Here is a 23528-nt window from a genome sequence, read left to right on the forward strand (position 1 = left end):
TATAGGTCTAAACGAAAACGAAAGAGTGGGTTTCCCCACTCTTTTTAGGTTCCGTATTCTAAGTATTACCATAACAAGGATATCATACTCTCTAGCTGTTTGCAACTTACTCTGTGTCTCTAGATAGCGTCAGATCAGCTTTTGCGCCTGATAGTTGAACAAGGAAACTAGAATAAGGAAAGCTGATTGGAATCAGGCATGCCAGCTAAGCAGCCGTGATCATCAAGATGTTCAAGCACAGTCTTTGTTAAACGTGCTTTTTGCTGCAGATCTTCTTTTGAGAGGAATTCGCCACCCTCTCTTGCCTTCACAATATTCAGGGCAGCATTTGTACCAACTCCGGTCATTGCGTTAAACGGCGGAAGCAGGCTAGTCCCATCAACAATAAACTCTGTGGCACTTGATTCGTACAGATCCACTTTCTTAAATGAAAAGCCTCGTTCACACATTTCTAATGCCAGTTCTAGAACGGTTAAGACTGCCTTTTCTTTTGGTGAAGCATCAAGTCCTTTAGCATTAATCTCTTCAATTTTCGCTTTAATAGCAGTTGAGCCTTTGATCATTGTATCAAGATCAAAATCATCTGCTCGCACCGTAAAATAAGAAGCATAATAAAGTATAGGGTGATGCACCTTGAAATAAGCAATCCGCACAGCCATTAATACATAGGCTGCTGCATGGGCTTTAGGGAACATGTATTTAATCTTTGTACATGAGCCGATATACCAATCAGGCACATCGTGCTTTTTCATTTCCTCCACCCATTCCGGCTGGAGGCCTTTACCTTTCCGTACAAACTCCATGATCTTAAAAGCAAGAGATGGTTCTAGTCCTTTGTAAATAAGATAGACCATAATGTCATCACGACATCCAATTACATCTTTAAGCTCACATGTACCGTTATAGATCAACTCATTGGCATTATTTAGCCAAACATCCGTCCCGTGAGAAAGTCCTGAGATCTGCACCAGCTCTGAAAATGTGCTAGGCTTCGTCTCTTCAAGCATTTGACGAACGAATCTCGTCCCAAATTCAGGAATGCCAAGGGTGCCTGTTTTACACAAAATTTGATCTTCTGTCACTCCAAGCACATCAGGACCGCTGAATATCTTCATGACTTCAGGATCATCGGTAGGGATTGTTTTCGGGTCTATTCCTGAAAGGTCTTGAAGCATTCGTATAACCGTCGGATCATCGTGTCCGAGAATATCAAGTTTCAGCAGATTATCATGAATGGAATGGAAATCAAAGTGAGTCGTTTTCCACTCAGCAGTCTTATCGTCTGCAGGGAACTGAATCGGTGTGAAATCATAAATATCCATGTAATCTGGTACAACAATAATACCACCCGGGTGCTGCCCGCTCGTCCGCTTCACTCCTGTACAGCCTGATACAAGCCGATCAATTTCTGCGCCTCTCATATGCAGATCATGATCTCCTTGATATCCTTTGACATACCCATAAGCTGTCTTTTCAGCAACGGTACCGATTGTTCCTGCACGGTACACATACTCCTCACCAAATAATTCTTTCGTATAATGGTGGGCTCTAGGCTGATATGCCCCTGAGAAGTTAAGATCGATATCTGGTACTTTATCTCCTTTAAATCCAAGGAAGGTTTCAAACGGGATGTCTTGTCCATCTTTCACATATGCCGTGCCGCATTCAGGACAATCTTTATCAGGAAGGTCAAATCCTGAACCAACTGAACCATCGTTAAAGAAATAGGAATGCTGGCAGTTAGGACACACATAATGCGGCGGGAGTGGATTCACTTCAGTAATTTCAGTCATTGTTGCAACAAATGAAGATCCGACAGAACCACGAGAACCTACAAGATATCCATCAATTAATGATTTTTTAACCAGCTTTTGTGAAATAAGGTAAATAACCGCAAATCCGTGGCCGATAATACTTTTTAATTCTTTTTCAATCCTCGCCTCTACAATTTCCGGCAGATCATCCCCGTAAATACTACGAGCACGAGAATAGCTCATTTCTCTGATCTCATCATCCGCACCCTCAATTTTCGGTGTATACAATTGATCTGGAATAGGATGGATTTCTTCAACTAAATCAGCCACTTTTTGTGTGTTTTCCACGACAACTTTTTTGGCTTTCTCATCCCCTAAAAAGGCAAAGGCATCGATCATTTCGTCGGTTGTTTTAAAATGAACAGGGGGCAACGTCTGCTTATTCAGCGGGTTCGCTCCTCCTTGCGATGCAATCAAAATCTTACGGTAGATCGCGTCTTCTTTGTTCAAATAATGCGCATTACCCGTTGCCACAACCGGTTTATCAAGTTTTTCGCCTAATTCAACAATATTTGAAACAATTTCTTTTAACGATTCATCGTTTTTAACTAGTTCTTTCTCAATTAAATGCTGATAATTTTCTAGAGGCTGAATTTCTAAATAATCATAGAACTTCGCAATCTCCTCTACTTCTTCAGGAGATTTTTGCATCATCCCTTCAAACACTTCTCCTTTATCACACGCGGTACCAATCAACAATCCCTTACGATGTTTTTGCAGCTGCGACCTTGGAATACGAGGTGTTCTGAAGAAGTATTCAACATGAGACATTGAAACTAATTGGTATAAATTTTTCAAGCCTTCTTGCGTTTGAGCTAGGATCGTACAATGGGACGGACGCTGTCTTGTAAAATTACCTTGCCCCATATGATTATTTAATTGGTCATGATGAGTGACATTCCGCTCGTTTGCATCTCGAACCATCTTCCATAATAAATACCCTGTCGCTTCTGCATCATAGATTGCGCGGTGATGACTGACGAGTTCAATATCGAACTTCTTACATAGAGTATTTAGTCGGTGGTTTTTAAGCTCTGGATATAGGAATCTCCCTAACTCTAATGTATCGATAACAGGATTTTTCGCGTCTCCCAGCCCGATTTTTTGGTAGCCTACATTCAAGAATCCCATATCAAAACTAGCATTATGAGCTACTAGAGTGGCATCCCCCACAAATTCATGAAAATCTTTCAATACCTCTCCCACTTCAGGCTGGCCTTTTACCATATCATCTGTAATACCTGTTAATTCAATGATTGTATTGGTTAATGGCTCGTGTGGGTCGGCGAATGATTCAAACCGGTCAATGATTTCCCCGTTTTTGATTTTAACAGCAGCTAGCTCAATGATTGTATTATAAACAGCAGACAACCCAGTCGTTTCTACGTCAAAAACAACGTATTCCTCGGTCATCAGCTCACGATTCGCTTCGTTATAAGCAATCGGAACTCCGTCATCGACAATATTTGCTTCTACCCCGTAGAGCACTTTAATGCCATGTTTCTTTCCTGCCCCGTATGCTTCTGGGAAAGACTGAACTACCCCATGGTCTGTAATGGCGATAGCAGGGTGACCCCATTTGGCTGCCTGCTCAACATATTTGCCGGCTGATGTCATGCCATCCATCTGACTCATTGTCGTATGAAGATGTAACTCTACTCTTTTTTCTTCCTCAGCTGCATTATCAGTACGCTCAGCAGGTTTAATCTGATTGAAGTCATTAGCAATCATAACCAGGTCTCTAACGAATGTATCATTTTGTACACCGCCGCGAACTTTCATCCACATGCCTTTTTTAACAGCTTGAAGAAGCGGGATGTCCTCTTTATCCCGTGAGAAGATCTTTACCATGATGGAATCAGTATAGTCTGTAATTTTAAAGGTGAGCAATGTACGTCCGCTGCGCAATTCTCTAGTTTCTGCGTCGAACACATACCCTTGAACCGTTACTCTGCGTTCCTCATCGACAATGGCCTCAAGCGGTATAGGATCATCCTTAATTGGATAGCCCAATACAAGATCTTTCCCATCAAGTTCATCACTTTTTTGCTCCATTTTCTTCTTTTCTAAAATGGCTTCTACTACTTTAGAGTGGTCTTCTTGCTCGCGCTGCTCGACAAACTTTTGAAATTCTTGTTTAGATTCTTTTATAGCAGGCTCAAAGCCCACGTTTGGAAGACTTAGTGATACGAGACTTTCCCTTAAGGGATCTTGTAATTTTCGCTTTAGGGCGACAGCTTCTGTTTCATTGCGTACATTAATCTCCAAGCGTTTCCCATCAAAACGAGGGCTCTGATTTGAGAGTAATGAACGCAATCCATCGGATACTGCTTGCAGACGAGAAACGACCATCGGCCAATACTGCTCCCAGTCACTCTGACTTGGCTCACACCTGTCATAATAAAATGTAAAGCCGATTGTCGCAATATGAGTAAACGTTTCCTTTAACTTTTGTTCAAACAGCTCATATAAATGAGCAGGAATTAAAAGAGGAAGCTCTATATGAAAATGCCATGTTCGTTTTTCTTTTAAAATCGTTAATTTACGAATCTTCCCATCCTTAAATACCCCATGTATTACTTCTTCAGGGAATTGTAATTGTGAAAGGAGTAATTGAAATCGCTCTTTTCTTAGCTGTTCATCTTGAGACATTTTTCTCCCCCCTGCTAAATAAACCTTGCATAAAAGAGAAGGTACCTCTAATTGAGATACCTCACCTTATATATCTTTTATTTATTGATATAATTCTTCAAGTTTTTTTTGCTGAGTCTTAAGTTCTTCAGCTAAATCGGCTACAGCTACTTCAATGACTTCACCTGTCTTGCGGATCTTTACTTCAACGATACCTTCAGCAGCGCGTTTTCCAACAGATACACGAAGCGGAATTCCGATTAAATCTGAGTCTTTGAACTTTACTCCAGCTCGCTCAGGACGATCATCATAAAGTACATCAAATCCAGCTTTCTTAAGCGACTGGTAAAGTTCTTCAGATAGCTCGCTCTGTTCAGCATTCTTACTATTTAACGTGAGCAGGTGAACATCGTAAGGGGCAACTGACGGCGGCCATACGATTCCGTTTTCATCATGATGCTGTTCAATAATGGCAGCAACAGTACGAGAAACCCCTACCCCGTAACATCCCATAATCATAGGCTGCGTTTTCCCATTTTCATCAAGGATGGTTGCATTCATTGCCTCAGAATAGACCGTTCCTAATTTGAAGACTTGTCCAACTTCGATGCCTTGAGCGAAACGAATGGTTCCCTTGCCGCACGGAGAAGGGTCTCCCTCTTTAATAAAGCGCAGGTCTGCATATTGATCAACCTTGAAATCTCGATCAGCCGTTACACCTGTGAAGTGGTAGTTTTCTTCATTTGCGCCACAAACCGCATTCACCATTGCCGAAACTGCGTGATCTGCGATAATTTTCACACCGTCTGCACCGATTGGGCCAATATTACCTACAGTAGCAGAAAGAATGTCTGCTACTTCAGAAGCTTCAGCAAAACGGATCGCGCCTGCTGACAGTTCATGCTTTAACTTAATGTCGTTTAATTCGTGGTCACCTCTAAGCAATACAAGAACCCATTCCTCATCAATAGAAACGAGCAATGTTTTAATAATTTGATCTTCAGGTATACTAAGTGCACTTGAAACTTCTTCAATCGTCTTCGCTGAACCTGTCTCTACCTTAGCACAGTCTTCTGCTTCTGCTGCCGGCTTAGTATAGCTAACCTTAACTGCAGCCATCTCAATGTTTGCTGCATAATCAGACTCATCGGAGTAAGCAATCGTATCTTCTCCCACATCAGCAAGCGCCATAAACTCATGTGTGTCTTTGCCGCCAATCGCACCTGAATCAGCTATAACAGGGCGGAATGTCAACCCTGCACGTGAGAAGATTCTTGAATAAGCATCATACATTTCCTTATATGCCTCATCTAGACTCTCAGGTGTTGCGTGGAAAGAATAAGCATCCTTCATCATAAATTCTCTGCCGCGCAGCAGTCCAAAACGAGGACGGCGCTCATCACGGAATTTTGTTTGAATTTGATATAGATTCACAGGCAGCTTTTTATAAGAGCTGATACTGTCACGTAAAATGCTTGTAATGACTTCTTCATGAGTCGGTCCAAGCGCAAAGTCACGATCATGACGATCTTTAAGGCGCATTAATTCTCCGCCCATTTTATCCCATCTGCCAGTCTCTTGCCATAGTTCAGCAGGATGCATCGTCGGCATGGTTAATTCTTGCGCTCCGGCAGCATCCATTTCCTCACGTACAATAGATTCAACTTTATGCAGTACTCGTTTTGCTAGTGGCAAATAACTATATACACCTGCAGCAATTTGACGAATCATCCCTGCACGTAGCATCAGTTGATGACTAATAATATCTGCATCTGCTGGTACATCACGTAAAGTCGGTAATAAAAGTGAACGTTGTCTCATATTCAAAATCCTTTCCTAATCAACTATGCAATCCAACCCGTGTCTACTTTACATAAACAAACGGTTTATATCGTTCCATGTTACAAAAATAACTAATAAGAAAAGAAGAGCAAACCCTACAAGGTGAACCATTCCTTCTTTTTGCGGATCAATCGGCTTGCCTCTCAGTCCTTCTAACCCAATAAACACTAGCCGTCCGCCGTCCATTGCAGGAATCGGCAGCAAATTAATAATTCCTAAGTTAACACTTAAGGCAGCTGCCCATTGCATTAATACGAAAATTCCAAGAGCTGCGGCTTCACCGGTGTAATTATAAATCCCAACTGGCCCTGCTACATAATCAAGCGAGAACTGACCTGTAACTAATAATCCAAGTACTTCAAAGATCATTGTCATAAACAAGTATGTTTGCGTTACACCAAATGTTAAAGAACCAATGACGGAAAACTCTCGAGGCTGTGTTACACCTATAAACCCTTCCGCATCACCCATTTGTCCGACTCGCTCATTCGGAGTTACGGCAATGGATTCCGTTTGTCCATTCCTGACAACAGTAAACGTAATAGACTCATTTGGGTTTTGTTGGATGATTGTTGTCATCTCTTCCCACGTATCTACTGGAGTATTCTCGATACTCGTTACTTGATCACCTTCAACAAGTCCAGCCTCCTCAGCTGCACCGCCTTCCATAATTTCCCCAACTTCTGCACGATCAACTGGGATACCTTGCATTAATGCAAGTGCTGCTAGCAATACAAAGGCTAAAACAAAGTTCATCATTGGACCTGCAAAAATCGCTAAGGCACGCTGCCCTACTGATTTCGAGCCGAATTGACGATTCCAAGGAGCAATTTGTGTTGGCTGCTCATCTTGAACCAAAACCGCTTTCTCATTCACTTTATAGCGGACAAGTTCATCATCATCGTATGCCTGAACAAATAATTCGTGCTCTAAATCAATCTTTTCTACTTGCACAACCTTTGCTTCAGGGTGTTTTGATTTATTATTAATAATAATTTGTGAAACTTCCTGCCTGCCGTTAAATACAAGCCCTATTTCATAGCCGGGCTTAATATCAATCATTTCGGGGTCTTCTCCAGCCATACGAACAAATCCACCAAGCGGCAGCATACGGATGGTATAAACAGTCTCATTCCGTTTAAAGGAAAATAATTTAGGACCAAAACCGATCGCAAATTCTCGGCATAAGATCCCTGCACGTTTTGCAAAATACAAGTGCCCCCACTCGTGGATAAAAACAAGCAGGCCAAATACTACTATAAACGAGATTAATGTATTCAAATGACTAACCTCCACTTTATTTAATTACGTAACGAGTGGATAAACTTTCTCGTCTCACGATCTACTTCTTTAATCACATCAAGTGTCGGGTGATTAATTTTTTCGTGCCGCTCTAGAGCTTGTTCAATCTGATCTTCTATGTCTAGAAATGTAATTTTACCATCTAGAAAGGCAGCTACTGCTTCTTCATTTGCAGCATTTAAAACCGTTGGCATCGTCCCGCCGATTCTTCCCGCTTCATAAGCAAACTTCATGCAGCGATAACGTTCTGTATCTAGTTTGGAAAAGTTCAGCGTTCCAATCTCCCACAGATTTAATTGTTCACTGTTAGAAGCTTCTAGTCGGTTTGGGTAGGTCAGCGCATATTGAATGGGCACTTTCATATCTGGTGTCCCTAGCTGGGCAATGACGCTTCTATCAACAAACTCAACCATTGAATGAATAATGCTTTCTTTATGAAGGACTACATCAATATTGTCGTAAGCAATATCAAACAGCCAGTGCGCCTCAATGACTTCTAGCCCTTTATTCATCATGGTTGCCGAATCAATGGTAATCTTAGCTCCCATTGACCAATTAGGGTGATTAAGAGCTTCCTCTACTGTCACTCCATTAAGCTCGTCTCTTGTTTTGTCACGGAAACTTCCGCCTGAGGCCGTTAAAATAAGACGATCAATCTCTGATGAACTCTCACCATTTAATGCTTGAAAAATAGCTGAATGCTCACTATCAACTGGTAAGAGAGGCACCTCATGTTTTTTGGCCGCATCTGTTACAATATGTCCTGCTGTGACTAATGTCTCTTTATTTGCAATCGCAATTGTCTTACCTGCTTCGATTGCTTTTAATGTAGGAGCGAGCCCTACACTGCCTATCACTGCATTGACTAAAATATCTGCTTCGTTATTGGCAGCTACTTCAATCAATCCTTCTTCACCATATACGACTTTAATCTCATCAGATATTTGATGCTGTAGTTTTTGTGCATCCTCTTTTGTCATTACAGAGACAATCGATGGTTTAAACATATTGATTTGATCGAGCGCAAGGTTTATGTTACGCCCAACAGACATCGCAATAAGTGAAAATTGATCAGAATGGTGTTTGATCACATCAAGAGTTTGTGTTCCTATAGAACCTGTTGCACCTAATAAACTAATCTTCTTCAACATACTCACCTACTATCTAAATTATCACCATTCTTTTTCCTATGTATATCATAAAGATGTTAAATCAGCTGCAGTAAATGCAAAATAGGCATCACATAAATCAAGCTGTCAAAACGGTCTAGGATCCCGCCATGTCCAGGCAGCACGTTTCCTGAGTCTTTTACAGCGTAATGTCTTTTAAGTGCTGATTCAACTAAGTCGCCAAGCTGTCCAAAGGTAGAGGCGATTAAAATAATGAATAATGCTGTTAAATAGTTAGGGAAGATTGGGAAAAAGCTGTAAAAAACAGAGCCTATCACGAGCGCTGTAAGGATTCCGCCAATGGACCCCTCTATCGTCTTTTTAGGGCTAATATCAGGCCAAAGTTTATGCTTCCCAAAAGACCTTCCCGCAAAGTAGGCACCAGAATCTGTTGCCCAAATAATAAATAATACAAAGAATACTAAATGCATTCCAATATCCGGAATATCACGTGTCAAAATTAGAAAGTGAAAGCCAAACCCTACATAAACCGATGATAAGATGACAAAGCCAACCTCGTCAAATGTAAAGCTGTTTTTCGTTAAGACCGTAAACATTAATAGGACTAAAATTAAGAATATAAACGTTTCTACTTTTGTGTATGTAATTGGAATTAATTGATCAAACCAAGATGTAGGCACAAGCAACAGCCACATTGAGGCAAGACTAACTAATCCCATTAAAGATAAAGGTGCAATTTTTTTCATTTTTAAGAGTTCTACCATTGCCACTGAGGCGACGAGAGAAATGAAGATAGAAAAAAACCAACCTCCGAGAATGACCATGCTAAGAAAAACGATCGCACCAATCACACCCGTAATTATTCTTTGCTTCATTTAATACGCCCCCCTCTAAACTCCTCCAAAACGCCTTGCTCTCTTTTGATATACAGAAACGGCTTCTGTAAAATGTTCTTCATTAAAATCAGGCCACAGGACATCGGTAAACCAGAATTCACTATAGGCAACCTGCCAAAGCATAAAATTGCTCAATCTAATTTCACCGCTTGTCCGAATTAATAAATCCGGATCTTTTAAATCTGCTGTCATAAGGTTTGATTCAATGACCTTCTCGTCAATATCACTTGGCTTTAGCTCGCCCTTTTCTACTTTCAGGGCAATCTCTTTCATTGCTTCTACCATTTCAAAACGACTCCCGTAGTTGAGAGCAAAATTTAAAATAAGGCCTGTATTGTCTTTCGTTTCATGTACTGCTTTATTAACAGCACGCAGCGTATGTTCAGGAAGGTGATCAAGACTTCCCATTAAACGCACCTTCACGTTTTCTTCCATAAGCTTAGGAAGCTCCATGCCTAAAAAGCGTTCTGGCAGCTTCATTAAATAATCTACTTCCGTTTTAGGACGCTTCCAGTTTTCTGTTGAAAATGCGTATAATGTCAAGACTTCAACACCTAATTCATTGGCCCGACGAACAATTTTGTTTACTACTTTCATTCCTTCACGGTGTCCAGCAATTCTAGGAAGTCCTTTTTGCTTTGCCCAACGGCCATTTCCGTCCATAATAATGGCTACATGCCTAGGAACGGCAGCCGGGTCTAATTCTAATTCACCGTCTGTTTTTGTAGGTGTAAGGTTTGATTTCCATTTCGAAAATTTTTCCAGCATTCAAATGCCCTCCATCTAAATTGAAGCAGGTTAAGCTCTTACCAGCATATCCTAATCACAGCTAGCTCATAACTATACTAATAAGAACGTGTAAAAAACCCCCTATAAAATAAGAGGGTCTTATACATCATCTATTTTACCTTGAAACTGCTTAGACTTCCATGATTTCTTTTTCTTTCTTATCTGCCACTGCATCAATATCAGAAATATGTTTATCTGTCAGCTTTTGAACATCATCTGTATAACGGCGAAGTTCATCTTCTGTCATTTCCCCGTCTTTTTGCAGCTTCTTCAAGTCATCATTCACATCACGACGAACATTACGAACAGCTACTTTTCCTTCTTCTGCTGACTTTTTAACCAACTTTACCAGTTCGCGACGGCGTTCTTCCGTTAATGGAGGAATCGCAATACGGATAACTGTACCATCATTTGAAGGTGTTAAGCCTAGGTCTGCTTTTTGAATCGCACGCTCAATATCATTCATTGAAGTTTTATCAAATGGTTGAATCATTAACAAGCGAGCTTCAGGTACAGTAATAGTAGCTAGTTGGTTTAGTGGTGTTTCTGCACCATAATACTCAACTGTTACACGATCTAGAAGAGCAGGGTTCGCACGTCCGGCACGAAGCTTTGCTAATTCACGGTTTAATGATTCAATTGCTTTGGTCATACGCTCTTTTGCATCTTGCATAATTTCTGCTGACATTATGAGTTCCCCCTTACAATAGTTCCGATTTTTTCACCGAGTACGGCCTTCTTAATATTGCCCTCTTCCATAATAGAGAAGACTACAAGTGGAATATTGTTATCCATGCATAAAGATGATGCTGTTGTATCCATCACCGCTAAGCCCTCTTTTAAAACATCCATATAAGAAATACTTGAATATTTTTTAGCATTTTCATCTACAGAAGGGTCTGCACTGTATACCCCGTCTACATTATTTTTAGCCATAAGAATAACTTCTGCTTCAATTTCCGCAGCACGAAGAGCAGCTGTTGTATCTGTAGAGAAGTATGGGTTGCCAGTTCCTGCAGCAAAAATAACTACACGTTTTTTCTCTAAATGACGAATCGCTTTACGGCGAATATACGGTTCAGCTACCTGTCTCATTTCAATAGAAGTTTGAACACGCGACTCAACACCAATATCCTCTAAACTATCCTGAAGAGCTAATGAGTTCATTACTGTCGCAAGCATTCCCATATAATCAGCTGTAGCACGGTCCATGCCCTTAGCACTTCCAGCCATTCCACGCCAGATGTTTCCACCGCCGACAACGACAGCGACTTCTACATCAAGCTCAATAATTTCTTTTACTTGCTTAGCTACAGATTGGATGACTGTGGGGTCAATTCCATATCCTAATTCTCCTGCTAATGCTTCCCCGCTTAGCTTTAATACAACTCGATTAAATTTTTGCATGACAACCTCCATCAACACAAGACGTGTAGACTTTTCTTTTACTTAAACACTCGTTTTAATACTCAATAAAAGATTTCAGGCATGATTTTGCCAATCTATTTTATGGACATTATTAAATATACCATTACTTACAACCTCTTGAAAAAAGGGACACAGTGTGCCCCCTCTTAGCTGGATTACTTTTTAACTTGTGACATAACCTCTTCTGCGAAGTTATCTTCACGCTTCTCCATACCTTCTCCAACTTCATAACGGATGAATGATTTAACAGAAGCATTTTTGTTTTGTACATATTTACCTACTTTTTGATCGCCATCTTTAACGAAAGGCTGATCAAGCAAACAAACTTGCTCGAAGTATTTGCTTAGGCGGCCTTCAACCATTTTTTCTACAATGTTCTCTGGCTTACCTTCGTTTAATGCTTGCTGCTTTAATACTTCACGCTCACGGTTAACTTCTTCTTGTGATACTTCATCACGAGAAACGTACGTAGGGTTGATAGCAGCTACGTGCATAGAGATATCTTTTGCAAGATCAGCATCAGTTGAGTCTCCTACTACAGAAAGAACTCCGATACGACCTCCCATGTGCAGGTACTCACCAAATACGTCAGCATCTGTTTTCTCAACTACTTCAAAGCGGCGAAGAGAGATCTTCTCACCAATTTTAGCGATTGACGCATTGATGTACTCTTGTACAGTTTGGCCTTCACCTTTGAAAGGTTGACCCATTGCTTCTTCAACAGAAGCCGGAGTTTGAGTCAATACGTGATCAGCTAATTCTTGAACTAACTTTTGGAAGTTTTCGTTTTTAGCAACGAAATCTGTCTCAGAGTTAACTTCAACGATTACTGCTTTATTTCCTTCAGCTTTAACTACTGTAAGACCTTCTGCAGCTACACGATCTGCTTTTTTAGCAGCTTTTGCAATACCTTTTTCACGAAGTAGGTCAATTGCTTTTTCCATATCTCCATCTACTTCTGTTAAAGCTTTCTTACAATCCATCATACCTGCGCCTGTTTTTTCACGTAATTCTTTTACCATTGCTGCTGTTACTGCCATGTCAAAACGCCTCCTTAAATTGTCAGTATGTCACACATGCCAAGAGAACAAACATCAAAGCTTGTCCTTATGTATGTCATGTTCTTATTTCGTAAAAAAAAGTGGCAAAGGGTCATCCCCTTCACCACCCTTTTTGATCAAATGAAATTAAGCAGTAGTTGTTTCTTCAGCAACTACTTCTTCTTCCTCACCTGAAGTAGCTTCGATCACTGCATCCGCCATTTTACCAGTAAGAAGTTTTACTGCACGAATTGCATCATCGTTACCAGGGATTACATAGTCAATTTCATCTGGATCACAGTTCGTATCTACAATCGCAACAATTGGGATATTCAGCTTGTGAGCTTCCGCAATTGCAATGCGCTCTTTACGTGGGTCGATAACGAATAGTGCATCTGGAATTCCTTGCATGTCTTTAATACCGCCTAAGAACTTTTCAAGACGATCCATTTCTTTCTTAAGAAGAATTACTTCTTTCTTAGGAAGAACATCAAACGTGCCGTCTTCTTGCATCTTCTCTAGATTCTTAAGACGAGTAATACGTTTTTGGATTGTTTCAAAGTTAGTAAGAGTACCACCTAACCAACGTTGGTTGATGTAGTACATGCCACAACGCTCAGCTTCTTCTTTCACTGAGTCTTGAGCTTGTTTTTTAGTACCAACGAAAAGGATTTTTCCTCCGTCAGCTGCTAAGTCGCGTACAAAGTTGTACGCTTGCTCAACTTTTTTCACTGTCTTTTGAAGATCAATGATATAAATTCCGTTACGTTCTGTGAAGATGTAGCGATCCATTTTTGGGTTCCAGCGACGAGTCTGGTGACCGAAGTGTACCCCAGCTTCTAGTAATTGTTTCATGGAGATTACTGCCACATCAAACACCTCCTTCAATAAATGGTTTTTTTGTCCTCCGCTCTCATCATCTTTAAACGAGACTGCAAATGCAGCACCAACGCTTAAATTAGAGGCGTGTGTGATTAACACCGTGGATTAATATACCACATCCAATGCCTTGTTGCAAGTTATTCCAACTTTTTTAGCGATAAAATTTCAAAATAAGTTCTACTTCCCCTTTGCCTAATTGAAGTTGTTTGGCAATTTGTTCGGCAGTTAGCCCTCTTTTTGACAGCATCAATACATTTGCCGTGTCAGACTGCTCAAAAATCGCTGCTGATTCTTCATTAGATGAAGGTGAAGGTGGAAGATAGTCTTTGTATTTTCCGTCTAGGAACGGATCTTTTTCCTGCTCAGTATTTACAGGCTTCTTAATTTGAGGGTGATCATCCCGGCTTTTAAATGTTTCCCCATCCCTTTTATCTTGCTGAAGAGAGGTTGACTGACCTTGCTCGTTTTTTTCCCCTTTGCTTTTGTTTCCCCCAGGAGAAGACGCCTCTTTTAACTGCTTTATTTCATGCAGCAGCCGTTCATTCTCTTCTTTCATCTCAGAAGTGTAGGCAAAAAGTAAATCCTCTATTTCCCTTTTTACTTTTTCATTGTCAGTATGACCAGAAGGTGGCCCAACGCTTATTTTTTTGGCTAATGTCATCATCCACAGGATCGTTAAGCCGTGCAGCAGCAAGCTGATCGTTAATATATATACCATCTAGAACCTTTCCTTTCATTTACATGAAGACAAAACAGCATGATCGATAGAATGGTCAACCCGAAAAATCAATAAATTTCCCTTTATAAGGATGAGAATTATTTGGCTCAACCTCATCACTTTGGTTGTTTGCAACTTTTTGATTATGATCATTTTCATTATTCTTCTTTTTCTTATCTTTATTGCTTTGATCTCGCTCTTTTTGAAGTTTACTTTTCTCTGACTCCTGTGTTTTCGTTACTTGCTTACGCTTTAAACGATCTTCCGCTTCTAGCTGTTGACCGATAATTTCCTGAGAAACTTGGCCTCTTTGCTGCATTTGTTCTTGAAGTTTTCCTGTCTTTTGAGATTGCGGAAAGGAACCTTGTACTTCAATAGGCTTTATACTCATGTCGTCATCTCCTTAAAGACTTGCAATCGTAATCTCACGATCTATTAAAGAAATTCTAGCATATTGATGCGGAGCTACAAGCTTTCTGCGGTACTTACCAAAATGAATATCGACATTCGGATAGATTGTCTGCTGCACATATACGGCTCCCTGCCGCTGCCTTTCTTCTGAAACTCCATAAGATTCAAGCTCGTCAGTTGATTGATCTAATAATTCTTTAGCAGCTCTAAAGGAATGCTGAACTCTAAGCATTAAGATCTTCTCTTTTCCGGCAAGAGGCTTGGTTTTATGCTTGTCCATATACACTTTTAGCAGTTTACCTAGTTTCACCAACTCGTCTTGGGCCTTTTTTTGATTACTCTCAGCTGCTTTCTGCTTATTCATAAGCCGTGCATTCATTCCTATATACAGCGAGGTTTTTGTCTGCATCGCATTGCCTATCGTTTTAGCCCGGATCTCTTCTCCTGCAGATACCGTTCCTCCGACAATATTTCCTTTTCCCTTTGTACAGATAATGGACCTGCCGGCAATACTTGAGCTGTGCAAAATGGCTTGAGTGACTTCTATCGTTCCATCAGCTTCTACTTCCCCTTCATTGATAAAAGTAGTTTGTATATCCTGCCCAGCTTTAAGAAAACTTTTATGCTGCCCGACAATTCCTGCTCCTACATAGATCGAGCCCCCTGCAAGAAGGCGTGCTCCCTCTACTGTTCCTCTTACTCTTATATCTCCATCAGCTTGTACACTAAACCCAGTTGGTACATTTCCATTTATGATAACGTTACCAACAAAGGTGATGTTTCCAATTTTCATGTCAACATCACCTTTGACTTCAAATATAGGATACACGTGAACTTGCTTCTCGCTCATACTGACTTGACCATTTATTAAAGAATAGACCGCTTGTTCTGTCTCATCCACACGAGTATTTTTACCCTTACGTAAAACAAAGTCTCTGCCAGGAACTGCTTTTAGCTCTTCACCAAAAATGTTCACTCCATTGACCCCGTCTGTTGCTGCTATTTTACAAGCGATCTTCTCTCCCGATGTCACTGACTCAATATCGATAACATCACGCAGGTTGACTGTCCCTAAGCCATCATCATTTGTGGTCTCATATGAATGGAAAAGTGCTTTTAAATAGGCATGATTTCCATTCACAGCCGGACGCCCTGCTGCAACTTTTAGAGGAGATGTTACCGTTTCCCCATTTATAAGTAATAGGAGGGACTCTTCAATCAGACCATGGGTAACACCGTACTCTTTTAACCATTCCTCTAACTCGTCTCTAGTGAGATGATCCTCTTCATTTCTTTCTTTTGTTTGGATCAAGTGCGCCTGCATTTTATCGGTTGAGACGTCTATTTTAAAATAATCATCCATTTCTAACATTGACCCGCCCCCAATAACGAGTGATTTCATGTAAGGATTATTTGTTGATGAGCTGATTCATCCTGAAAAGTGCCTTTGAATGAATTTGCGAAATTCTTGATGTCGATAAATTTAAAATATGGCCTATTTCAGTTAACGTTAGTTCGTCAAAATAGAATAGACTAATAACCAGCTTTTCATTTTCAGATAGGCGATTGATGCCTTTTATTAATTCCTCTTTCACCGCTTCAAACATCAGGCTTTCTTCAGGTGTTTTTGTTTGTTTGTCAACAAGCGTTGCAGAATAAGAGGCACTGTTATTTGAGTCGCTTCGGTCGGAATCATTTGTTCGTTCATCGATTGATAGTAAATTAGATAAATAGTGTTCATTCATGATTTGATAGACTTCTTCTTCAGGCATGTCTAACTTAACTCCAACTTCTTTTGCACTCACATTTCTTCCAAACTCTTGTTCTAATTGCTGGATACATGCTTCTACCCGTTTAATTTTTTCACGCATCGACCTCGGAAGCCAATCCTCTTTACGTAAACCATCTATTATCGCACCACGCACACGAAACGATGCGTATGTATCAAATTTGAGATCGCGATTGGGATTGAACTTTTCTAGCGCATCATATAAACCTAACATTCCATGGCTCGTAAGATCATCTTTTGAGACATTCTTAGGAAGGCCTACAGAGATTCGTTGTACATGATAGTTCACAATCGGCATGTATAAACGAATTAATTCATCACAAGCTTCTAAGTCTCGGCTTGTTAACCACTTATCCCAAATTTTCTGATTTTCATTAGTAGATACACGTGCCATCATTTGTCCCTCCTATCACTACATTCCATTCATCCCAATCAAACTCACTTCGTTAAATGTGTTCTAAATGGCCACCGTCCCCTGATTGACAGTTCTTATATGTAACTTTTTTGAAACAGGATCAAACTCAATTGTTCTCCCGCTTTTCCCCCCGACATCACTCGCCAATACTGGGATCCTTAATTGTTTTAATGCATGCTTAACTGCTTCCACGTTTCTTGGTCCAATTCTCATCACATCACTGCCGCTTTGGAAAGTAAACATCTGAGCACCGCCCGCCATCTTGGCTTTAAGAGAGTAAGATCGTGCCCCTTCAGCGATCATTTTGTTAAACAATTCTTTAATCGCTGTATCTGCATATTTTGCTGTATTTAAAGTTACTTGTTTTGATTGACTTGAATCAGGGAGCATCACATGGGCCATGCCTGAAATATTTGTCATTTCATCATAGATGACCACACCTACACAAGACCCTAATCCAGAGGTGCGTATTGTATTGGGCGGTGCGGCAAGCTTTAGATCTGCCATCCCCACTTTGATTACCTCACTCATCAACGTCCACCCCTAAAGCTTTAAAGATCACCTGAAATGAGTCAGGGTCTGGCAATAGAAAGAAATGACCTGATGTTTCTTCACTCTCATTGTCCGCTTCTGTTATATGAGTATCGATGACCAGCGCATGGTCACTCACTTCAGAGATAGACATCAGACCATAATTTAATACTGCTCCGACCATATCGATACTTAAACCAGGTACCGTAGGCTGAAGATTAAGTTTAGTAAAGTCTGCTAACGATGAAAGATAAGAGCCTGAGAGGATATTTCCTACTTCTTGAAGAGCAGACAGTCCAATTTGATCAAACGGAGGCTGCTTTAATTGAAAATCCTCGTTTTCAATAAGTGATCGAATTAAGCGCTCGGCTTGGTCGATCGCTGATAAAAAAAACATGCTGCCTGGTGCATCGCCTTCAATTCGCAAAAAAATAGCAGCTACCTCAGCCTCTGCTCCTCCAACTTGATCAGGTAATTCCTGCAGAGGAACCACTCTAACATTAGGAACCTTCATATCTATTTTGCGTTTTAATAATGTAGAAAGCGAAGTCGCTGCATGACCAGCCCCAATATTCCCAATTTCCTTTAACACATCTAAATGAAATGGCTTAAGCTGATTTAGATCTCTCAATTCACCCAATAGATAACTCCCCTTCACCTAAAATGATTAAGCTGACGCATAATATGGTCACTTATGTTATCAAGATCACTTATTTCATCAATTAACTGTGCTTCGATTGCTGCTTTAGGCATCCCGTATACAACCGATGTACGAACCGATTCAGCAAGAGAAAAACACAGGCCGGTTTCTTTTAACTTCTCTAAACCTGCTTTGCCGTCAGAACCCATGCCTGTCATAATAACGGCAATTTTTTGTAAGTCTGGAAACTTCGCTAGTGATTCAAATAAGACATCCACTGAAGGTCTATGCCCTCTTCTCATGTCACCTTTATGCAGGTGAATAGAATACGCTTGACCCGTTTTCATTATTTCCATATGAGAACCACCAGGTGCAATATAGGCAGTTCCATTTCGAAGGATGTCCCCGCTAGCGGCCTCTTTCACATCAATGTGAGAAAGCGTATCTAAACGTTGGGCTAAAGATTGTGTAAATCCGCTTGGCATATGCTGAACAATGACAATCGGTGCATCAATTTCTTTGGGCAGGTTTGTTAATACTTCCTTTAATGCCTTAGGTCCGCCAGTGGATGTTCCAATAGCAATAACTTTTTTATTGCTGCTTGTTGAGTGCTTAATCACAAAAGGACGGTTTGAAGGCATTTGCTGAATATGGCGCTTACTTGTGTTATTCATGAGGTTTGCTTGACTCGCGAGCTTTACTTTCTGCACAATTTCTTTTTCAATCACATGCAGATCTAGGGATATAGCTCCTGACGTTTTTGCAACAAAATCTACAGCACCAAGCTCCATAGCAAGAAGCGTTTGAAGAGCCCCTTCTTTTGTTAAACTGCTGATCATAACCACAGGAATAGGATCATGCTTCATTAATTGTTTAAGTGTCGATATCCCATCCATTACAGGCATTTCGACATCTAAGGTAATGACATCCGGAGCAAGAGACACACGTTTTGTGAGGGCTTCTTTTCCATTCCTTGCTGTACCTACAACATGAATATGGGGGTCTTTAGTCAACATATCGCTGATTACTTTTCTCATAAATGCAGAATCATCTACTACCAAAACGTTGATCTGCTCTACCATATGATCACCTCTCTCTTTCATATGGACTGTCTTCCTGCGCTCTTTCATCGCGTTATTGATCATTTCGTTGTTTATTTTTCGTTGTTTATTTTCGTTATTGTATAATTCATTATTGTTCATTATCATTAAGTGCATTTTCATTAATCGACTATTTTTCGTTTTAGTCCTCTAATAAGTTGACTAAAAGAATAGCTGGGTTTAGGTCTTTTTGTACCTGTATAACGTAAAACCATTTCCCTCATAGCTTTTGATATATTCGATTTTGTATCGAAGTGAACGAACGGTTTTTGTGCTTTGACCGCTCGGCTGACAGAGCGGTCGTCTGGAAGGCTTCCAAGTACACTAATTTCTTTTTTTAGAAACTCTTTTGTTACTCTTTTAAAGTTACTTGCCGTTTGTTCTCCTTCTCGGCTTGTTTCACATCGATTAACAATCACCATTATTTCTTTTGTCTCATCTTCTAAATAGATGTATTTAATCATGGCATAAGCATCGGTCATAGCCGTAGGTTCAGGAGTTGTCACAACCATCACTTCATGAGCGGCAAGAATAAACTTCAAGCCTTCCTTTGTCACACCTGCCCCCATATCAAGAAATATATAGTCATATTCCGTCTCTAATGCTTTTAATTGAGTCAGGAAGCGTTCCATGTCCTCCGTTTTAAGCTCTATCAATTCAGAAAAACCTGAACCTCCTGCTAAATAAGATAAATTTTCTGGACCTTTCTCAATAATATCCCAAATCGTCCATTCACTCTTCAGCAGATCAACAATCGTTCGTTTTGATTGCATTCCCATTAAGATATCAAGATTGCCCATTCCAATATCTAAATCAATAATAGCTACTTTTTTATCAAGTTTAATTAAACTAAGAGCAAAATTAAGACATACATTCGACTTCCCTACGCCGCCTTTTCCACTTACTATAGCGACTACTTTAGCACCCGGCCCTCCCGAATGACTTACAATGCGTCGTAAGCTTTCTGCTTGATCATTCATGTTCAGCTTCCTTTAATACGGGTTCAATTAATTGTTCGATCGTTGCTTCTTTCATATCATCTGGTACATTTTGACCATTGGTAATATAAGCTGCACCTAAGCCAAATTCTAGCGGAACATTAATATAGGCACCGTATGACGAGGTTTCATCTTGTTTTGTAAAAATAACTTGTTTAATAGGAAGCAGGGAGAATTGAGCAATGATCTGCTTCATATCCTCATATTTAGAAGTCAAGGCTAAAACAAGAAGAGTTTCTGCCTCTTCAGTAAAGTCCATGACTTTAGACAACTCTTCAACATAAAGTTTATTTCTAAAATTTCTTCCTGCAGAATCAACGAGAATCACATCATAATGCTTATATAAGTCCTTCGCTTTTTTAAAATCTTCTATTGAATAAGCGACTTCTATCGGGATATTCAAAATCTTAGCGTATGTTTTCAATTGTTCGACCGCTGCAATTCGATAGGTATCGGTTGTGATAAGAGCTACTTTTTTGTGTTGTTTCAACACACATTCTGCGGCTATTTTCGCAATAGTTGTTGTCTTGCCTACCCCTGTTGGGCCTACAATATTAATGATTTTCTTTTCAAAGCGAAGGCCGCCTACAGGTAATATGGACAGCTCTTTTTTCAGCCATTCTGCTGTTTGATTCAGTAAAGCTTTAGGATCTCTATCTTCTTCCGGCTTTTTATACCATTCGTTAAGGAGAGTTCCTAAAATTTCAGCACGTATGGAGCGTGAAACTCCCTGCCCTTTTAGTTGGTTCTCTATTGTTTGAAAGGGCAGAGGATATTCTTGTTCAGGCAGCGGTTGAGCAGGCTTTATTTCTTTTATCAACTTTTTTAATTCATTCACTTCTCTGACTAGATCTTCATCAGAACGTCCTGCTTTCTCGGTTGGTTGTATATTCCTCTCTACTTGTAGAGAGACAGCAGGTGCTCTTCTTACCTCATTTCTATTTGCCGGTTTATGGTCAGGCATTGGGTCAATGGCTGCTACAACTTCAAGTTTCTTCTTTGTAAAGAAGCCTAGAAATCCGCCCGACTCTACCTCTTTTGAACTTAAAATAACCGCTTCATCACCTAGTTCTGCTCGAATTAGTTTCATAGCTTCGTGCATAGAGGCTGCTGTATATTTTTTTATTTTCATTCTGCATTCACCACTCCAACACTTTGAACTTCTACATTTGCTTCTAATTCGTTATAAGAAAGGACCGGCACATGCGGAAGATAGCGTTCTAATAATTGTCTCACATACATTCTGACAGCAGGGGAACAAAGAATGACAGGCACTTGGCCCATTCCTTGAAGACGGTCAGCTTCACCGGCAGCTGATTCTAAGATCTGCTGCGATACATTAGGATCCATTGACAAGAAATTTCCATGCTCGGTCTGCTGAACTCCATCAGCAACTTTCTTTTCTACACTTCCACTTAACGTGATGACATAGAGAGGTTCCCCTGGAGTTGTAAACTGCCTAGAAATCTGCCGTGATAAAGACTGTCTTACATACTCTGTAACGAGATCCATATCTTTTGTCATCTGCCCGTAATCAGCCAATGTTTCAAAAATAATCGGCAAATTACGAATCGAAATGTTTTCTTTTAATAAATTGGTCAGAACCTTTTGTACTTCTCCAGTAGATAATGTATTTGGCGTCACTTCTTCCACTAAAGCAGGATACGTTTCTTGTAGATGTTCAACAAGCTGTTTCGTTTCTTGACGACCTAATAATTCATGGGCATGGCGTTTGATCACTTCTGTTAAATGGGTGGAAACGACAGAAGGCGGGTCGACTACGGTATAGCCTGAGAGTTCCGCTTGTTCTTTCATTTCTTCACCAATCCAGAGAGCCGGCAGACCAAATGCTGGCTCGACTGTATCCACACCAACAATTGATTCATCCTCTACACCAGGACTCATCGCCATATAGTGGTCGAGTAAAAGGTCACCTTTTGCTACTTCATTACCCTTTATTTTAATCGTGTACTCGTTTGGCTGAAGCTGTATATTATCACGAATCCGAATAACCGGAACGATCATACCGAGTTCTAGTGCCATCTGCCTTCTGATCATGACAACTCGATCAAGCAAATCCCCGCCCTGATTTGCATCCGCAAGCGGAATTAAACCGTAGCCAAACTCGAATTCAATCGGATCAATCTGCAGAAGGGAAACCACACTTTCTGGTGATTTCATATCATCTTTTTCTTCTTCCGTTTCTTCTGTTTCTTCCTCTTCAACGGAGCCCTTCTCTATCCTAGATAGTTGAAAGGCCCCAAAGGCAAGCAGCGCAGCCACCGTAAACGTTACAAACTTATCAATCGGTGTTGCTACCCCTAATAAGAAAATCGTCCCTGCAGCTACGTAAAGCATTTTCGGAAAGGCAAATAATTGTTTCGTTAAATCTTGGCTCAAGTTACCATCTGAGGCGGCACGTGTGACAATAATACCTGTTGCTGTAGAAATTAACAGGGCTGGTATTTGACTGACTAGACCGTCACCTACTGTTAAAAGGGTATACGTCGTTGCTGCAGTTCCAAGATCCATTCCCATCTGCATCATCCCAATAACAAGACCAAAAATCATATTAATGATAACAATTACAATACCTGCAATCGCATCACCTTTTACAAATTTACTCGCACCATCCATCGCCCCGTAAAAATCAGCTTCTTTTTCAATACGCTCACGACGGCCTTTTGCTTCAGCATCAGAAATCATTCCTGCATTTAAATCAGCATCAATACTCATTTGTTTACCAGGCATCGCATCTAAAGTGAATCTAGCTCCAACCTCTGATACACGTTCAGCCCCTTTGGTAATAACCACAAACTGAATAATAATCAAGATTAAAAAGACTACAAACCCGACAAGGGCGTTTCCGCCTACCACATAGTTACCAAATGTGTCGATAACATTTCCTGCTTCTGCATTACCTAAAATAGACCTCGTCGTAGAAACATTTAGTCCTAGGCGGAATAAAGTGACGAGTAATAATAAGGTCGGGAAAATCGAAAATTGCAGTGAATCATTTGTACTCATTGCAACTAAAATGATAATGAGCGCAAGAGAAATATTTATAATAATTAAAAAGTCCAGTATCCCTGGTGGTAATGGAATAATGAGCATAACGACAATTAAAATAACGCCCAGTAATACCGATAAGTCTCTTGGCCTCACAAAACTT

20 protein-coding genes are annotated in these 23528 nt (G+C 40.4%); all 20 read right to left on the reverse strand.

The window, feature by feature from the left end:
* Positions 1–167: 167 nt before the first annotated feature.
* Positions 168–4466 (reverse strand): PolC-type DNA polymerase III, encoded by a 4299-nt coding sequence (locus A33I_RS09060; protein WP_022628141.1) that lies wholly within the window; start codon positions 4464–4466, stop codon positions 168–170.
* Between the two features lie 81 nt (positions 4467–4547).
* Positions 4548–6266 (reverse strand): proline--tRNA ligase, encoded by a 1719-nt coding sequence (locus A33I_RS09065; RefSeq protein WP_022628142.1) that lies wholly within the window; start codon positions 6264–6266, stop codon positions 4548–4550.
* Positions 6267–6314: 48 nt separating this feature from the next.
* Complete coding sequence (rseP, locus tag A33I_RS09070) at positions 6315–7568, reverse strand: RIP metalloprotease RseP (protein ID WP_022628143.1); 1254 nt, start codon at positions 7566–7568, stop codon at positions 6315–6317.
* Between the two features lie 20 nt (positions 7569–7588).
* Complete coding sequence (locus tag A33I_RS09075; protein ID WP_022628144.1) at positions 7589–8737, reverse strand: 1-deoxy-D-xylulose-5-phosphate reductoisomerase; 1149 nt, start codon at positions 8735–8737, stop codon at positions 7589–7591.
* Between the two features lie 59 nt (positions 8738–8796).
* Positions 8797–9594, reverse strand: coding sequence for a phosphatidate cytidylyltransferase (locus A33I_RS09080; protein WP_022628145.1), 798 nt, complete (start codon positions 9592–9594; stop codon positions 8797–8799).
* A 15-nt stretch (positions 9595–9609) separates the two neighbouring features.
* Positions 9610–10383, reverse strand: coding sequence for an isoprenyl transferase (locus A33I_RS09085; RefSeq protein WP_022628146.1), 774 nt, complete (start codon positions 10381–10383; stop codon positions 9610–9612).
* Between the two features lie 151 nt (positions 10384–10534).
* Positions 10535–11092 carry a ribosome recycling factor gene (frr, locus tag A33I_RS09090; protein ID WP_022628147.1) on the reverse strand — a complete coding sequence of 186 codons (558 nt, stop codon included), beginning with the start codon at positions 11090–11092 and terminating at the stop codon, positions 10535–10537.
* On the reverse strand, positions 11092–11811 hold the full coding sequence (pyrH, locus tag A33I_RS09095; RefSeq protein ID WP_022628148.1) for a UMP kinase: 720 nt from the start codon (positions 11809–11811) through the stop codon (positions 11092–11094). The genes frr and pyrH overlap by 1 nt, the downstream gene beginning before the upstream one ends.
* Positions 11812–11987: 176 nt before the next feature.
* Positions 11988–12872, reverse strand: a complete 885-nt coding sequence (gene tsf, locus A33I_RS09100) for a translation elongation factor Ts (RefSeq protein ID WP_022628149.1) — start codon at positions 12870–12872, stop codon at positions 11988–11990.
* A gap of 147 nt (positions 12873–13019) precedes the next feature.
* A complete protein-coding gene (gene rpsB / locus A33I_RS09105; RefSeq protein ID WP_031311530.1) occupies positions 13020–13742 on the reverse strand; it encodes a 30S ribosomal protein S2 in 723 nt (240 codons plus the stop codon).
* A gap of 163 nt (positions 13743–13905) precedes the next feature.
* Entirely contained in the window at positions 13906–14472 is a 567-nt protein-coding gene (locus tag A33I_RS09110) for a DUF6115 domain-containing protein (RefSeq protein WP_022628151.1), read from the reverse strand.
* 55 nt (positions 14473–14527) lie between these two features.
* Positions 14528–14863: a hypothetical protein gene (locus A33I_RS09115; RefSeq protein ID WP_022628152.1), complete on the reverse strand. Its 336-nt coding sequence runs from the start codon at positions 14861–14863 to the stop codon at positions 14528–14530.
* 12 nt (positions 14864–14875) lie between these two features.
* Entirely contained in the window at positions 14876–16255 is a 1380-nt protein-coding gene (locus tag A33I_RS09120) for a DUF342 domain-containing protein (protein WP_022628153.1), read from the reverse strand.
* 37 nt (positions 16256–16292) lie between these two features.
* Positions 16293–17066: a FliA/WhiG family RNA polymerase sigma factor gene (locus A33I_RS09125; RefSeq protein WP_022628154.1), complete on the reverse strand. Its 774-nt coding sequence runs from the start codon at positions 17064–17066 to the stop codon at positions 16293–16295.
* Positions 17067–17129: 63 nt separating this feature from the next.
* Positions 17130–17618: a chemotaxis protein CheD gene (locus A33I_RS09130; protein ID WP_022628155.1), complete on the reverse strand. Its 489-nt coding sequence runs from the start codon at positions 17616–17618 to the stop codon at positions 17130–17132.
* Positions 17611–18249 carry a chemotaxis protein CheC gene (locus A33I_RS09135; protein WP_041203470.1) on the reverse strand — a complete coding sequence of 213 codons (639 nt, stop codon included), beginning with the start codon at positions 18247–18249 and terminating at the stop codon, positions 17611–17613. The genes A33I_RS09130 and A33I_RS09135 overlap by 8 nt, the downstream gene beginning before the upstream one ends.
* Positions 18250–18272: 23 nt before the next feature.
* On the reverse strand, positions 18273–19361 hold the full coding sequence (locus A33I_RS09140) for a protein-glutamate methylesterase/protein-glutamine glutaminase (protein ID WP_022628157.1): 1089 nt from the start codon (positions 19359–19361) through the stop codon (positions 18273–18275).
* Between the two features lie 119 nt (positions 19362–19480).
* Positions 19481–20338 carry a MinD/ParA family protein gene (locus A33I_RS09145; protein WP_022628158.1) on the reverse strand — a complete coding sequence of 286 codons (858 nt, stop codon included), beginning with the start codon at positions 20336–20338 and terminating at the stop codon, positions 19481–19483.
* Entirely contained in the window at positions 20331–21488 is a 1158-nt protein-coding gene (gene flhF, locus A33I_RS09150) for a flagellar biosynthesis GTPase FlhF (protein WP_022628159.1), read from the reverse strand. The genes A33I_RS09145 and flhF overlap by 8 nt, the downstream gene beginning before the upstream one ends.
* Positions 21485–23521 (reverse strand): flagellar biosynthesis protein FlhA, encoded by a 2037-nt coding sequence (gene flhA / locus A33I_RS09155; protein ID WP_022628160.1) that lies wholly within the window; start codon positions 23519–23521, stop codon positions 21485–21487. The genes flhF and flhA overlap by 4 nt, the downstream gene beginning before the upstream one ends.
* Between the last annotated feature and the right edge of the window lie 7 nt (positions 23522–23528).

Source organism: Alkalihalophilus marmarensis DSM 21297, from assembly GCF_000474275.2.
Taxonomy (GTDB): domain Bacteria; phylum Bacillota; class Bacilli; order Bacillales; family Bacillaceae_D; genus Alkalihalophilus; species Alkalihalophilus marmarensis.

Bases quoted from the DNA above. Each gene is read 5' to 3' on its own strand.
- tsf (WP_022628149.1), bottom strand. From the start codon at position 12,872: ATGGCAGTAACAGCAGCAATGGTAAAAGAATTACGTGAAAAAACAGGC.
- frr (WP_022628147.1), bottom strand. From the start codon at position 11,092: ATGTCAGCAGAAATTATGCAAGATGCAAAAGAGCGTATGACCAAAGCA.
- A33I_RS09060 (WP_022628141.1), bottom strand. From the start codon at position 4,466: ATGTCTCAAGATGAACAGCTAAGAAAAGAGCGATTTCAATTACTCCTT.
- A33I_RS09115 (WP_022628152.1), bottom strand. From the start codon at position 14,863: ATGAGTATAAAGCCTATTGAAGTACAAGGTTCCTTTCCGCAATCTCAA.
- A33I_RS09125 (WP_022628154.1), bottom strand. From the start codon at position 17,066: ATGGCACGTGTATCTACTAATGAAAATCAGAAAATTTGGGATAAGTGG.
- A33I_RS09085 (WP_022628146.1), bottom strand. From the start codon at position 10,383: ATGCTGGAAAAATTTTCGAAATGGAAATCAAACCTTACACCTACAAAA.
- pyrH (WP_022628148.1), bottom strand. From the start codon at position 11,811: ATGCAAAAATTTAATCGAGTTGTATTAAAGCTAAGCGGGGAAGCATTA.
- A33I_RS09140 (WP_022628157.1), bottom strand. From the start codon at position 19,361: ATGAAAGAGAGAGGTGATCATATGGTAGAGCAGATCAACGTTTTGGTA.
- A33I_RS09065 (WP_022628142.1), bottom strand. From the start codon at position 6,266: ATGAGACAACGTTCACTTTTATTACCGACTTTACGTGATGTACCAGCA.
- flhF (WP_022628159.1), bottom strand. From the start codon at position 21,488: ATGAAAATAAAAAAATATACAGCAGCCTCTATGCACGAAGCTATGAAA.
- A33I_RS09120 (WP_022628153.1), bottom strand. From the start codon at position 16,255: ATGTTAGAAATGGATGATTATTTTAAAATAGACGTCTCAACCGATAAA.
- A33I_RS09080 (WP_022628145.1), bottom strand. From the start codon at position 9,594: ATGAAGCAAAGAATAATTACGGGTGTGATTGGTGCGATCGTTTTTCTT.
- A33I_RS09145 (WP_022628158.1), bottom strand. From the start codon at position 20,338: ATGAATGATCAAGCAGAAAGCTTACGACGCATTGTAAGTCATTCGGGA.
- A33I_RS09130 (WP_022628155.1), bottom strand. From the start codon at position 17,618: ATGAGTGAGGTAATCAAAGTGGGGATGGCAGATCTAAAGCTTGCCGCA.
- A33I_RS09110 (WP_022628151.1), bottom strand. From the start codon at position 14,472: ATGGTATATATATTAACGATCAGCTTGCTGCTGCACGGCTTAACGATC.